We start from the raw sequence: 13,601 nt of genomic DNA on the forward strand, positions 1-13,601 counted from the left end.
TCAATTGGTATCTGAATTCACGGCCACTTAAATGTCTTAATTGGCATACACCAATCGAGATCTTCTTGCTTAATCTACGTCACTAAATTCGTTCAAGTTATTTCTTGCAATCTGCCATATTCTTTTATAATGTGACAAAGCTGTTTTTTTAACTGATAATTTTTAATTGGATTACCTTCTCCCAGAGGTGCATATGATTCATGAACTATATTATTTGCAGTTAAGTAATCATGCATCCGCTGTTGTTGCCAAAGAATATGAGTCTCAATTTGGTCAACAACTGGTTTAATTGACGAATGATCAATAATCTCTTGAACTTGTAGTTCATTAAAGTTGCTTAAGCCAATTGCACGGATTTTACCTTCCTGATATGCATCTTCCAATGCTCGGTAAGTTTCTAAATCATTTCCCATCGGCCAATGAATTAGTACAAGATCAAAGTAGTCCTGATTGAAGTCAAGCAATGAGCCATCTAGCCCTTTCTTAGTCTCTTCATAGCCACTCGTTTGGACCTTAGTTGTTACAAACAGTTGCTCACGATCAAGGCCACTTTCCTTAATCGCTTCACCAACGCCCTCCTCATTTCCATAGTACTGCGCAGTATCAATCATTCGGTAACCTAAACGAAGTGCCTTCGCAACATTTAATAAAGTTGTATTAGGAGTGATTTGGTACGTTCCAAATCCAATCATTGGCATCTCAAGACCATTATTAAGTTTTACTGTTTTCATTAAACTCATCTCCTTACTTCTATTATATTATTTCTTTATTGAGATTGTTGTTTTGATAATTAGTTAAAGTAAATATATGCTTATTATTACTAAAAATTTAAAAATAAAAAAGCCCGGGCGAACCCGGACTACCTGAATGCAAGAATCTGTAGGCCATGTTTTGTCGTAGTATAACTATCAGGTAAAAGTTATACCGAGGTAATCATCTATCTCAGAGCATAAAGCTCTCCCCTGGAATCACTTCAATTCGTTATCCAAAGCTCCCCTACCGTAGTTTGGGTTTACCGCTTGAGGGGTTTACCGCGTTCCACCAATAAAGTTTCCCTTATTGTATCGTCACTGTGGCACTTTTCAGGAATACTCGGACATAGTAAAACCGTAGTCGTTTTTTCCGCCGTTACCGAATAAATCGGTACCCCGCCTTATTTTTTCAGCGAGCACAAACACTACAGACATCGCAGTCTGTGCGAGCATGGACCTTCCTAACATAACATCAGTTATGCTCAATTACCCAAGACTTGCATCTGAAATTATTAAAGTAAGTGTGAGTCGTTCTCTTGACCGTTAGCTCCCATTTGAGAACCGAAGACACGCCGTTCCAAATTAGATAACCGCTTCAGGATATCCATGTTAGTAGCGTTAGAAACTGGTTGAGAAACAGCTCCATTATTCATTGATGAACCAACTTCAACTTGACGGTTAAGTTCATCAACCTTAGCACGAAGTCGTTCATTTTCACTATTTAAACGATCAACTTCTTTGTTAAAGGTGTCATAATCTTTGATAACATCGTCCAAGAAGGAATCAACGTCAGCTTCATCGTAGCCCTTTCCGATGTTCCGTTCTTTAAATTGCTTATGCAAAATATCTTGTGGAGTAAATTTAATGTTATCCAATTTATACACCTCAATTGCTAAACTTCAAAAGTACATTAATTATCATACCTAACTCATCCCGCAAATTCAAGCAATTTCGCCCGATATTCACGAAAACCTAGAATTTATCTGCTTCTTCTGCTTCCCGTTGATGCTCTTGCCATTCAATAGCTGCTTCCTGGAGTTCGTCAAAGTCGATTAAACGATAGGAATAATCATGATTAGCTTGATACTTTTGAATTGCTTGATAATCATATTTTTCCTTTCCTTCATGATCTGGATCGTAAAGCAAGAGTGCTTCATCAGTGTGAGTTAACATGAAACGTTGAAAGGCACGAAGCTGTTGCGGTGACTGATATGGATGATCGCTGACACTCGCACTGAAATCAACAGCCGATTGAAGGTTAGCTAATTTAGCTTGATTATTCTCATTCCATTGTTGACCAAACTCGGTAAACGGCAGCATCATCGAAATCTTCAACTGTGGATAATCATCCCTTAGTTTCAACGCTACTTCAATTGCCCATTGCTCAGTTCCCAACTGAGGACCAGTAATCAACCAAAATTCTTCATCACTCTCTTCTAGTCGTGCTTTTAGTTCACGAGAAAGGACATCTTTGATTACAGCAACTTTTGGATCATCATCCTTGAAAACATTTAATTCATAGCTCCGGTAACCCGTGATCCATAATCGTCGCATTTAATCGCCACCTTTTTCTACTATTATATAGGTAAAGTTATTTTTAGAGGAAGTGTTTATTTACTGCAACAAGGTCAAGAACTGTTTGCCAGGAACTTGCTAGAGCTAACCTCCTACTGCAATATAGACCAAACGTGTTCGCCATGACCTTCCTCGAGCTAACGTTCTAGGCAACAAAGCCGAAACGTGCTTCGCCAGGAACTTACTAGAGCTAATGTTCTAGGCGACTGAGCCGAAATGCGTTCGCCGTGACCGCAACTTCCGCCTAGCTATCCCGTCCTTGATTGTAAACAATCATCGTCCGGGATTTTCTAGTGCTCAGTTGCTAATTCGTCACGGCTCACGCTCTAAATTTAATCATTCTGTATCAATCATCTTGATGTATCTCTGGTATAATACTTCTAGTTAGGAGAGTGATCAATGGTGAATATTCACTATCCCAATGGTCAGCAACCGAAGCGGGAGTATAACCCGCAACGTGATTTGCCGACCCCCCATCAATCAATTTACGCAAAACGGGGAATGTCACTGGAAGATGAAATTAATCATAGCAACCAGTATTATTTAGCAAACCACATTGCTGTGATTCATAAGAAGCCAACACCAATCCAGTTAGTAAAGGTCGATTATCCGAAGCGGAGTGCTGCCGTTATTAAGGAAGCATATTTTCGTCGACCATCAACGACCGACTATAACGGTGTCTACAAAGGCTACTATATTGACTTTGACGCGAAAGAAACGCGGAATAAGCGGTCGTTCCCGTTAAAGAATTTTCATCCCCACCAAATTCGCCACATGCGTGAATGTATCAAACAGGGTGGGATCTGTTTCGCATTTATTAAATTTACCGAATTAGATCTTATTTATTTACTACCAGCTACCAACCTGTTTGAATTCTGGGATCAGCAAGAATCCGGCGGTCGAAAATCGATTCCGCTTGCTTCAATTGAGAAGTGCGGCTATCAAATTGGTTACCGGCTTAATCCCCGTCTTCCGTACTTGGAAGCAGTCGACCGAATTATTGCTAATACAAAGTAAAAGGAGAATATCATGTCGAATAACGATGAACCACGGCGCGAAGATCAGTATCGCGCTGATGGTAGTTATGATGATGGCGGAAAAAAGCCATTGTTAAAGCGCATCCTCCTCTGGATAGCAGGGGCAATTGTCCTCCTGTTCGTGGCTGGATGTGCACTATTTTTCTACTACGCTTCAAGTGCCCCGAAGATCAGTCAACGGGAATTATCAAGTCAGAACACAACGATTATCTATGATGCCAACAATAAGGTGATTTCTCGGCTTGGTGCTCAAAAACGGGATTATGCTAAAGATTCGCAAATTCCTGATACTTTGAAACACGCGGTAGTCGCAATCGAAGACCGTCGCTTCTATAAGCACCACGGGGTTGATGTTCGGCGAATCTTCGGTGCGGCAATCAATAACGTGATTGGTCGTTCAGACGGAATGCAGGGTGGAAGTACCCTAACCCAACAGCTGGTTAAATTATCGGTCTTCTCGACTGCTCAATCTGATCGGACCTTCAAGCGGAAAGCTCAAGAAGCCTGGTTGGCCTTAAATGTTGAACGACACTTCAGTAAGGATCAAATTCTTAAGTACTACATTAATAAGGTTTACATGGGTAATGGAGTCTACGGAATGCGAACTGCTGCCCAGTATTATTATGGTAAAGAATTGAAAGATTTGGATCTTTCACAGTTAGCCTTGCTTGCCGGAATGCCTCAATCACCAACTAACTACAATCCGCTTGCTTCGAATATTAAGTACGCAACCGCACGGCGGAATGAAGTTTTGAACGCGATGGTTCGGGCTGGCTACATTACTAAGTCTGCTGCTCAAAATGCTGCCAGTGAAAGTGTTACTGATGGCCTCGACCCAGATCATGGTGACGTTGAATCAAGTGAGACTAACGTTAAGGAAAAGATCGTTGATCCGTACGTCAAGGAAGTTCTCGCTCAATTACAAGCAGAAGGATACAATCCAAACACTGACGGCTTGCTGGTCCACACCAACATGGATCTGGGTGCTCAAAAGAAGTTATACAACGCTGCAAATAGCGAAATTTCCTTCCAAAACGACCAAATGCAAGCTGGGGCAGCCGTTACCGATCCGCATAACGGTCAAGTAATTGCCATGCTTGGTGGTCGGCATTCTAATGTGATTTATGGTCTTAACCGGGCTGTTCAGGAAAACCGGAGTTCTGGTTCTACTGCTAAGCCACTGATGGATTATGGTCCCGCAATTGAGTACCTTCAATGGCCAACGTTCAAGACCGTTTCTGATACGAAGTTCTACTGGCCAGGAACAAATAAAGTTCTTCACGACTTTGATAACAAGTACAAGGGGAACATGACGATGCGTTCCGCACTGGTCGAATCACGAAACGTTCCTGCTATTCGGACACTGCAAGAAGTCGGGATTAAACGGGCAACAACCTTCTTAGGTGGCTTAGGAATTTCGCAAAAGGATCCTTATACACTCCAAAACGGGATTGCCCTCTATATCTCCCCGCTTCAAATGTCAGCCGCCTATGCAGCCTTTGCTAACGGTGGGACTTACTACAAGCCATACTACATTAGTTCAATCACCACCATGGATGGCAAGACCAAGACCTACTCTCCTCATGGTAAGCGAGCAATGAGTAAGGCGACCGCATACATGATGACTGATATGTTAAAGGGCGTCTTCACTAACTCTGCTTCTACTGGAACCTCTGCTTACTTAAGCGGTGTTCACCAGGCAGGGAAGACCGGGACAACCGACTTCCCTAACCGGAACCAATCAGGAGTAATGGATTCCTGGATGGCTGGCTACACTAAGAACTACTCGATCGGGATCTGGACTGGTTTTGATCACCCAATGAACGGTGGTGCAATTTCCAGCCAATACGAACGAACTGCGGTCCTCCTTTATAAGAGCATCATGCAGTACCTTGATGAACAGAATCACGCCTCTAACTGGAAGATGCCAGATACTGTTGAAGCTGTTCGGGTAAATGGTAAACGCCAACTTGTAATTAAGGATTCCAAGTGGGCATTAATGTATGGCGCTTGGGATGGTGGTGATGATGATAATGAATCATCCCGTTCCGACTCTAGTTCAAGTTCTAGTTCTTCTTCAGGTAGTCGGAGTGAATCGATTTCTGAAAGTCGCTCCATTGAAAGTATTTTGAATGGCGGCTCAAGAAATGAAAGTAATTCATCTTCAACTACGCAAAGTAGCAGTGCTAGTTCTGCCTCATCTACTAATCCAACACCACCAGCTCCGAACACTGGTAACGGTCAATAATTATTAACATAAAAGCTAAAGGAGTAGCTAACGTTTGCATTCCAGACATCAGCTGCTCCTTTTAAACTGATAAATTTTAACTTGTTTACTTTGCCGTTAACCCGCCATCAACAATAAACTCAGAGCCGGTGGAATAATCAGCTTCATCTGAGGCGAGAAAGGCAACCATTTGCGAAACATCTTCTGGTTTAGCGATTCGCTGCAACGGAATTGTCTTTGCGAACGCCTTAACTTCATCACTATTATCATTTTGCTTAATCATTGGTGTTTCAACAACTCCGGGGTGAACCGAGTTAACACGAATGTTATACGGTGCTAGCTCAAGAGCGGCTGCTTTGGTCATCCCCCGAACAGCAAATTTAGTGTCAGTATAACCGATTGCACCACCAACTAAGCCATCAATTGATGAAATGTTAACGATACTTCCCGATTTCTGGTTCTTCATTACTTCACCAACGTACTTAATTCCAATAAAGGTTGAAAGTTGATTAATTTTAACAATCTTCAAATAATCATCAACGCTATAATCAAAGATTGACTTAGTGATACTAATCCCCGCATTGTTAACTAACACATCAATCTTGCCAAACTTAGCTAATGTTTCCTTAACGACCTTTTGCCAATCTTGTTCGCTGGAAACATCTTGTTTAACAAAAAGCGTCTTTTCGCCAGTCGGGTCAAGTTCCTTTGCCAAAGCTTCACCCTTTTCAGCATTAATATCAGTAATGACAACCTTAGCACCATCCTGGACAAAGAGACGGGCATGACTTGCACCCATTCCCTGTGATGCACCAGTGATGATTGCTACTTTACCATCTAATTTACCCATATTCATTTCCTCCATTCCGAGATACTAAGCATCTTTATAATTTTAATTATAACGACTGTCTTTTCATTAAGCAAAGAATCGGCTCCCTTAACCATAATCTAAAGCATCAAATGCCCCATAATCGTTAACCAACCTGCTAACGACTATGAGGCATTTTAATTTCATTATTCACTAAATGTTCCGTACGCTTCATTCGTAACAGCATTACGACACGGTAGGTAACCATATTGACCATTGCCACGTGGTTGACGGATCCAAACTTCACCATCATGCCGTGACCAGGCATCATAGTCAATCACTGAACCTGCCGGTAATTCCGCAATTGCAGTCGAGGTTGGTAGCGCACCCCAGCGCAAAGTTAATGGTCGATTACTCGTAAACCGCCCAACTTCACGGTGCCAGGTATCACCAAGGTTATCAGTCCAAGTCTCGTCACTTGATATACTGCTATTTGAAGAGTCTCCAGAGATTAGCGGCCATGAGCTTGCCTGCCCAGTAGGATTAGCCAATCTTTGCCAGCCTTCCCGATCGACAGTAGCAACCGAGCGATCTTCATCATCGCCCGCAAATTGCCATAACGTATATACCTGCCAAGGCGCAGTATTAACCTGCATATCTGGTACCTGCCAGGAAATGCCAGTTCATTGATGGGTACTTAGCAACCCAGAGACCACAATCATTCGCGCAATTAGCAACCTGCCAAATTGCCGATTCTTGAACATAGATTAGCGGCCAGACGTTTGTTTGCCGGTGCACTTCATCAACAAACTTTCGGACCCAATTTGGGTTACCCCAAGCAGCATTTTGGTACTGTTCCCAATCAACTGCTAAAACCGCTTCACCAACCTTCCCTCGAATATGATCAAGAAAATATGTTGCCTCGGCGACCGGGTCATTGCCACCCGCATAGTGATAAAGACCCAATAAACGACCGTTAGTTTTCGCTAAAGAATACTGGTATTCATATTTTGGATTAACATAGCCCGTTCCCTGAGAGGCCTTCACAATTGTCCCCTGAGCATGGGGATCAGTTACTATCCAATCCGCACTTCCGGAAAAAACATCCGTAAAATATAGTGCCATCTGCCCTCACTTCTTCCTTATTAGATAACTTCATTATACCTTTCATGAGAAAAGGGTTGGCTGAAGCATTTTGAATTGATGATGGTCTTCAAAAAACTTGGCCATTTGGAGAAGCAAGCTTTCATTTCCTTTCCGAGCAATAAACTGAATCCCTAGTGGTGTCCCATTAGCACAAACATGGGTCGGCAAACTAATCGCTGGTTCACCAGTCATATTTGCCTGTTCGGTAAAAGGTGTATAGGTCAGCGCCGGAAGCCATTGATCATAAATCAATTGGCGCTGCTCTTCTGGTGAAAGTTCTGTAATATTTTCCATCCGCTTGCGGTCGTTTGGCGTAATCAAGTCATGATCAATTCGGGGCGCTGGTTGAGCATTAGTTGGCGTAAGGAATAAGGGATACTGATCGTGTAACTGATCATGAACGTAGCTTGCATGATCCCATTGACTTAATGCTTCACTGTATTGAGCTGCTGAAACATTCTCACCAGTTTTCCAAAGAGCATACGTCAATAATTCCATATCTTCTCGCTTAGCAGACCGCCCAAGATACCGTTCAATTCCATCAAACATTGCTGCAGTTTCACCAGCATTCATCGTGTAGTAACTGTTCATTAGTACTCTACCATCAACTGGATCGGTAAATTCAGTACATTTAAATCCCTGATCACTTAAAAAAGTTACTGCATCCAAGACCGCTTGCTTAGCTTCGTCACTGACGGGGGTTCCAACCGGTGATTTGACTGTATAGCCAATTTCGATATCTTTCATTGGTTGCTGTAAAACGTGACTAAATCCAGGAGTAAACCTTGGTACTTGAAAAACAGCTGCTGACTGAACAGTTTGCAACTGATCTAGTAACCGGGCAGAATCTTCGACTGAGCGCGTCAGGGCAAAGTTAATTGAGGCTCCCTGCCAAGAACGCCAATCACTCGGTCCAGTTGGTACACGACCACGAGTAGGTTTTAAGCCAATTAGTCCTGACCAGCTAGAGGGAATCCGGATCGAGCCACCACCATCATTTCCAGCAGCTAACGGAACCCAGCCAGCAGCCACCGCAGCAGCTGAGCCACCGGAAGAACCGCCAGGGGTAACCGCAGTATTCCACGGACTCCGGGCTGGACCAAAGAGCTTCGCGTCAGTAATATTTTTCCAACCAAACTCGGGGAAATTAGTCTGACCAATAATGATAAACCCCGCTTGTTGCAAGGCTCGAACAAAGTTACTGGTCGCTTGGGCAACGTTATTTTGAAATAGCTTATTGCCGTTAGTATCTGGCTCACCAGCAAGTTGTTGACCCAACCCTTTAATCAAGATTGGAACACCCAGGAACGGCTGTCCATGATCAACTAGTTGCCGGGCTTCCTTTAGGGCTGACTCCGCACGCAGGTGAATTACTGCGTTTAATTGCCGGTTCTCCGCTTTAACTTTTTCAAGTGCGGCACTTACTAATTCAAGGCTACTGACTTTCTTTGCCCTAACCATATCCGCTAATTGATAAGCTGGTTTCCTTAATAAAGAATAAATATCCATCTATTTTCTTCTTTCTGATAATCACAGTTACAAATAGGCATTTATATTATAAATCGTCTATTAGTCGTTGTAAAAGCGTTTTCAATTCAATATACTTTAGGTTAATAACTTAATTTGGAGATGGTTCACTTGAATTGGGAACACTGGTTTAACATTCCAGGATTTTTTGATGCACCACTAGCCTGGCAGTCCCTACCAACTATTCTTAGTGGCTTGCCCTTATCAATCATCCTGTTAGCAATTTGTTTTGTCACTTCTAACATTGTTGGTGTTTTAATAATGCTGATGCGAATTAGTAAATACCGACTTCTTCGTGGAATTGCTCGCTTCTATATTTCCTTTTTTCGTGGTGTTCCAATGCTAGTCGTGCTTTTCTTGACCTACTTTGGATTGAACATGGCCGCCCTGCCCGCGGCGATCCTCTCTTTTACTGTCGTCCCAAGTGCTTTTCTTGCTGAATATTACCGGTCCGCTCTCAAGGGCGTTAGTCAATCTCAATATGATTCCGCGCGTGCCTTGGGAATGTCCTATTTCACCATGATGACTTACATTATTTTGCCCCAAGCCTTTCGGATCGTTCTTCCGTCATTGGGGAATGTCTTACTCGACATGTTTAAGAGTACCTCCCTTGCCGCAATGATTACCGTTTCTGAAATGTTCATGAAGGCAAAAGTCGTCGCTGGAGTAAATCAGGATTACATGACCATTTATATTGAAATTGCCATCATTTATTGGATTGTTTGCTGCATTCTCAGTTGGGGTGAGCAGAGAGTTGAAAATCATTTACAACTTTACGTTAATGAATGATCATGCTTAATAATGTTTAGTATTATTGAATAGTTATGCAAATTTGATTGAATTGACTAAATAATCGGAATATAATTAAAGTGTTTTCACGTCACTATCAGAATAAATTACAGGAAGAAGTCTCCTACATGAAGAAAAAATTTTTGACTATTCTCTCAGTAGTTGTTTTAACAATTATTGGGTTGTCTGCTTGCGGAAAGAAGAGTGCTGCAGACAAAGATACCTGGACCGTCGCAACATCTGGAACCCTTTACCCCACTTCCTATCATGATCCGAAGACTAAGAAGCTGACTGGTTATGATGTTGAGGTTATTCGCGCGGTTGCTAAGGGACTCCATAAGAAGGTCAAGTTTAAAGAGTACGATGTTGATGGGATGTTAACCGCGGTCAAGACTGGAAAAGCGGATATGGCAGCGGACGACTTTGCCATTTCACCTGCCCGCCAAAAGAACTATCTGATGTCATCCCCAATTAAACATTCTTTCAATAGTTTGATTGTTCGGCAGAGCGATAACTCTGGAATCAACAACTGGAAAGACATTAAAGGAAAGAAGTCTGCCGGTGAAGCTGGAACCAATTACCAACGATTGGCACAACAACTGGGAGCCAAGTTAGTTAACTACGACAATGTTTCTAACGATGTTTATATGAAAGGCGTTGCCAGCGGGAAGACCGACTTTATTATGAATGACTACTATCTTCAAAAGCTGGCCCTAAAAGCACAACCGAATAGTGGGCTTAAAATCAAGCAGGGAATGTACTTTACCACTAATGAAGATGGTAAGGGTGAAGGAATCGTCTTTAACAAGAATGACCAAAAACTGCAAAAACAATTTAACGATGAATTAGCTAAATTAAAGAAGAACGGTACCTTATCTAAAATTGCGAAGAAGTACTATGGCGCTGATGTTACTAAGAAGCCGAATGTTCATATCGACCGTCACTTTACGATTGAGAGTAAGTATAAGGGTGATTAGGAGAAACTTCTCATGAATTATGAGCAACTTTTATACGTTACTGAGCTTGCTAACCACCAAACGCTTCAAGAAACAGCGGATTTCCTTCATATTTCTAAGTCGGGATTAAGCCAATCAATTTCCCAGTTAGAAGACGAACTCGGTGTTCAACTATTTTTAGGCGTAGCCACCGGGGAACGGTTTTAACTTCTAAGGGGGAAGAGTTGTTGCCATATATCAAGAGCATGATGTCTGCTAATATGAACTTAATCCAGCAAGCTGGCAGATTAGGTAAGATTCAAAGTATCCACACGATTAAATTAGCTTATGCAAATACATTCCTAAAGCCAATGTTAACGGAATTCCTGAAACTGTATAACGGAAATGCTACCCTAGTAATTAAACGTAAATCAAGTTCAGAAATTATCGAGCAAGTACGCCATAAAGAATTAGACGCTGGATTTATTGCAATTGATAGCAAGCATCAAGAACAACTAAATGGTCTTAATTTTATTAAAGTTCATGATGGCCATATCAGTTTAATTACCAGCAATAGGAATCCATTATTAAAGCTAAGGAAGATCACCAAGCAAGACTTAGTTAAGCAAAAGTTTGCTTTGTTTAATGATCCCTACAATGATCAGTTATTTGAACATCTTCAACTTATTTGTGGGCCACTTGAAACAATTGCTCGGTTAGATGATAGTTGGGCAATGTATACCGTCATAAATCAACTAGATGCCGTATGTCTAGCACGTGATTGGCAAGCTCGTCATTCCACGGATAAGCAATTTACCACTCTTCCTAAAATTAACCTCAGTAATATCATTAACGATCACTTCTCTCTTGGCTGGGTTATTAATCCAGATGCTCATTTAGACCAGTTTACTAGATTACTACTACAAAATATTAATAATGAACTTACAAAAAGAGACTAACTAGTAACAACAATTAAGTTATTGGTTAGTCCCTTAACTTTTATTAGATTATTTCTTGAAATGATCGAGGTTGAAAGATGAGCTAGTACCGTTCTTTAACACATCTTTATTTAGTGAACCAGTTTGATGAAGTGAGTAAATCGTTTCTCTTCCAGGAAGGTGCGGTTCCATCTGCGGATCAGAAAAGAGATTAATCAACCCTGGTGTCAGATGTGATCTTTTTACCTGTTCAGGAGAAATTTTCCGAATAATCCCATCCCCGCGTCCTTCTTCAATTTTCAACCCAATTGCTGGATCAATTAATGTTGCCCGTGCCATTGCGACTAAATCAGTTAACTCCAATGCATTCTGAGCATCCTTTTCCGACATAACATTACCAACAATAATCTCCTTTGCTTCACTACCAATTGCTGGCCGGAATAGTTCAGCAAAAGTTTTCTCGGAATCTTCTGGCTTAGCATTGTATTGAGGAAGTGAAAGATGAATATAGTCCAAGTCATACTTATCAGTAATGGTCTTAATTAATTGGGTCGATTCATGCCAAGTATAGCCAACTGTTTGGTGAATCTCTTCTGGACTAATCCGGTAGCCAACAATAAAGTCATTGGGTGCATATTGTTTTACAACATCCATCACTTCTTTAACAACTGCCAACGGGAAGTTCATTCGCTTTTCTAAACTACCACCCCATTCATCTGTTCGGTGATTAGAAAAAGCTGAGAAGAATTGCTGGATTAAATAGTGGTTAGCCCCATGAATTTCAACACCATCAAATCCACAATCAATTGCCCGTTTTGTTGCTGCTCCAAAGTCTTTTACCACTTGTTCTACTTCTTCACTAGTCAATTCATGAAGCGGATAGTCAATCCATGGAAAATCCATTTGACTAGGAACTTCAACTGTTCGCCCAAGTTTAGGCGCATAATTTGCTTCCCGACCTGAATGGACTAGTTGTAAGATTGCTTTATTACCATCTTTCTTTAATGTCTTAGCAACTTTTGTCATCCCTGGCTTAAAACGATCATCATAAATCGCTAATTGTTCACGGTTATCTGCCCAGCTACGTGATGGTCCCCCGTTTTTCCGAACTGAAGTGTACTCAACAATCACCATTCCAGCAGATTGCGAACGAGCACCATAGTAATCCAAGGTATCCTAAGAAACGGCTTCGTTATCACCGCTATTGGTTAGCATTGGTGCTTGAACAAGACGGTTACTAATCGTTGCACCATGGTGAAATGTAATGTGGTCAGTTAATTGTTTCATAATAGTTCCTCCATTCATTTTCTTTCTACATGTTCAATGTATCACGAGAGATTAGTGAAAGAAATTACTTGTTTTGGAACACGAGGTTAAGGAAAAGTGAACTATCATTTTCACCTTATTATTTATACTAAAGTATGATAACCTATTATAGACAAGCGTAGAAATAACCAAGGAGGAGTATTTCTATATGAAAAAGTTTGTATCGGTTTTGGGCGGAGTAATTGCCGGATTATGTTTATTCATTACACCTACTCTAGCTAGTAGGACGCAGCTTACCGTTAATATCCCAGATGGTCACAATGCACAAGTGACAAATCAAAGTATCAAAATTGACTCTGAGAATGACGGAAGCGTCACCTTTACAGGTAAGGCTGACAAAGATGCGGTTATCACTATTGAAAAGCATAACGGTAATAAGCATCACTATAAGGTTAAACCTGATGAGAATGGTAATTTTACCAAAAGGCAGATTGTAAAATTTAAGTTGAACATTTAAGTAGACAGAAAAACCCATCAAGGTCTTTAATGGTGTTACCACAACATTCCATTAGAAAGAAGGACCTTAATGGGCACCACTATT

At 41.4% G+C, this 13,601-nt stretch carries 12 protein-coding genes, 1 other RNA gene and 2 pseudogenes; 7 read left to right on the plus strand and 8 right to left on the minus strand.

Features of this window, described 5'->3' with window-relative positions:
• Window positions 1–92 precede the first annotated feature (92 nt).
• From HUK49_RS09735 to HUK49_RS09750, 4 genes are all read right to left on the minus strand, one after another.
• Window positions 93–731: an aldo/keto reductase gene (locus HUK49_RS09735; RefSeq protein ID WP_191913590.1), complete on the minus strand. Its 639-nt coding sequence runs from the start codon at window positions 729–731 to the stop codon at window positions 93–95.
• 144 nt (window positions 732–875) lie between these two features.
• An RNA gene (rnpB, locus tag HUK49_RS09740) (RNase P RNA component class B) lies at window positions 876–1,250 on the minus strand.
• Window positions 1,251–1,264: 14 nt separating this feature from the next.
• Window positions 1,265–1,627, minus strand: coding sequence for a cell division regulator GpsB (gene gpsB, locus HUK49_RS09745; protein ID WP_180960004.1), 363 nt, complete (start codon window positions 1,625–1,627; stop codon window positions 1,265–1,267).
• A 97-nt stretch (window positions 1,628–1,724) separates the two neighbouring features.
• On the minus strand, window positions 1,725–2,306 hold the full coding sequence (locus HUK49_RS09750; protein ID WP_102169270.1) for an SLOG family protein: 582 nt from the start codon (window positions 2,304–2,306) through the stop codon (window positions 1,725–1,727).
• Window positions 2,307–2,729: 423 nt separating this feature from the next.
• On the opposite strand from HUK49_RS09750, the gene recU reads away from it, so the two are divergent.
• Together recU and HUK49_RS09760 are read left to right on the plus strand one after the other, a co-directional pair.
• Complete coding sequence (gene recU, locus HUK49_RS09755) at window positions 2,730–3,344, plus strand: Holliday junction resolvase RecU (RefSeq protein ID WP_102169274.1); 615 nt, start codon at window positions 2,730–2,732, stop codon at window positions 3,342–3,344.
• A gap of 12 nt (window positions 3,345–3,356) precedes the next feature.
• Window positions 3,357–5,612 carry a PBP1A family penicillin-binding protein gene (locus HUK49_RS09760; RefSeq protein WP_191913591.1) on the plus strand — a complete coding sequence of 752 codons (2,256 nt, stop codon included), beginning with the start codon at window positions 3,357–3,359 and terminating at the stop codon, window positions 5,610–5,612.
• Window positions 5,613–5,697: 85 nt separating this feature from the next.
• On the opposite strand, the gene HUK49_RS09765 is transcribed toward HUK49_RS09760, so the two are convergent.
• The 3 genes and pseudogenes from HUK49_RS09765 to HUK49_RS09775 all read right to left on the minus strand — a co-directional run bounded on the left by HUK49_RS09765 (window position 5,698) and on the right by HUK49_RS09775 (window position 9,054).
• Window positions 5,698–6,441, minus strand: a complete 744-nt coding sequence (locus HUK49_RS09765; protein WP_098045271.1) for an SDR family NAD(P)-dependent oxidoreductase — start codon at window positions 6,439–6,441, stop codon at window positions 5,698–5,700.
• Between the two features lie 164 nt (window positions 6,442–6,605).
• Window positions 6,606–7,524: pseudogene (locus tag HUK49_RS11680) on the minus strand (GH25 family lysozyme).
• A 42-nt stretch (window positions 7,525–7,566) separates the two neighbouring features.
• On the minus strand, window positions 7,567–9,054 hold the full coding sequence (locus HUK49_RS09775) for an amidase (protein ID WP_191913592.1): 1,488 nt from the start codon (window positions 9,052–9,054) through the stop codon (window positions 7,567–7,569).
• Between the two features lie 120 nt (window positions 9,055–9,174).
• Here HUK49_RS09775 and HUK49_RS09780 point away from each other — a divergent pair, with 120 nt between their 5' ends.
• From HUK49_RS09780 to HUK49_RS09790, 4 genes are all read left to right on the plus strand, one after another.
• Window positions 9,175–9,861 carry an amino acid ABC transporter permease gene (locus HUK49_RS09780; protein WP_191913594.1) on the plus strand — a complete coding sequence of 229 codons (687 nt, stop codon included), beginning with the start codon at window positions 9,175–9,177 and terminating at the stop codon, window positions 9,859–9,861.
• Between the two features lie 128 nt (window positions 9,862–9,989).
• Window positions 9,990–10,838, plus strand: coding sequence for a transporter substrate-binding domain-containing protein (locus HUK49_RS09785; protein ID WP_191910629.1), 849 nt, complete (start codon window positions 9,990–9,992; stop codon window positions 10,836–10,838).
• Between the two features lie 12 nt (window positions 10,839–10,850).
• Entirely contained in the window at window positions 10,851–11,024 is a 174-nt protein-coding gene (locus tag HUK49_RS11360; RefSeq protein ID WP_235981109.1) for a LysR family transcriptional regulator, read from the plus strand.
• A gap of 20 nt (window positions 11,025–11,044) precedes the next feature.
• The gene (locus HUK49_RS09790) at window positions 11,045–11,755 is read left to right on the plus strand and encodes a LysR family transcriptional regulator substrate-binding protein (protein WP_235981110.1); all 711 of its coding nucleotides are present in this window, start codon (window positions 11,045–11,047) and stop codon (window positions 11,753–11,755) included.
• A 48-nt stretch (window positions 11,756–11,803) separates the two neighbouring features.
• Here HUK49_RS09790 and HUK49_RS09795 read toward each other — a convergent pair.
• A pseudogene (locus HUK49_RS09795) lies at window positions 11,804–13,021 on the minus strand (oxidoreductase).
• A 187-nt stretch (window positions 13,022–13,208) separates the two neighbouring features.
• Here HUK49_RS09795 and HUK49_RS09800 point away from each other — a divergent pair.
• Window positions 13,209–13,517, plus strand: a complete 309-nt coding sequence (locus HUK49_RS09800; RefSeq protein WP_191913593.1) for a hypothetical protein — start codon at window positions 13,209–13,211, stop codon at window positions 13,515–13,517.
• Window positions 13,518–13,601 lie beyond the last annotated feature (84 nt).

This window comes from Limosilactobacillus portuensis, assembly GCF_014838735.1.
In the GTDB taxonomy this organism is placed as follows: domain Bacteria; phylum Bacillota; class Bacilli; order Lactobacillales; family Lactobacillaceae; genus Limosilactobacillus; species Limosilactobacillus portuensis.

Excerpts from the sequence above, each read along its gene's own strand:
- HUK49_RS09735 (WP_191913590.1), bottom strand. The coding sequence starts at position 731 with ATGAAAACAGTAAAACTTAATAATGGTCTTGAGATGCCAATGATTGGA.
- HUK49_RS09750 (WP_102169270.1), bottom strand. The coding sequence starts at position 2,306 with ATGCGACGATTATGGATCACGGGTTACCGGAGCTATGAATTAAATGTT.
- HUK49_RS09760 (WP_191913591.1), top strand. The coding sequence starts at position 3,357 with ATGTCGAATAACGATGAACCACGGCGCGAAGATCAGTATCGCGCTGAT.
- HUK49_RS09765 (WP_098045271.1), bottom strand. The coding sequence starts at position 6,441 with ATGGGTAAATTAGATGGTAAAGTAGCAATCATCACTGGTGCATCACAG.
- HUK49_RS09775 (WP_191913592.1), bottom strand. The coding sequence starts at position 9,054 with ATGGATATTTATTCTTTATTAAGGAAACCAGCTTATCAATTAGCGGAT.
- HUK49_RS09780 (WP_191913594.1), top strand. The coding sequence starts at position 9,175 with ATGGTTCACTTGAATTGGGAACACTGGTTTAACATTCCAGGATTTTTT.
- HUK49_RS09785 (WP_191910629.1), top strand. The coding sequence starts at position 9,990 with ATGAAGAAAAAATTTTTGACTATTCTCTCAGTAGTTGTTTTAACAATT.
- HUK49_RS11360 (WP_235981109.1), top strand. The coding sequence starts at position 10,851 with ATGAATTATGAGCAACTTTTATACGTTACTGAGCTTGCTAACCACCAA.
- HUK49_RS09800 (WP_191913593.1), top strand. The coding sequence starts at position 13,209 with ATGAAAAAGTTTGTATCGGTTTTGGGCGGAGTAATTGCCGGATTATGT.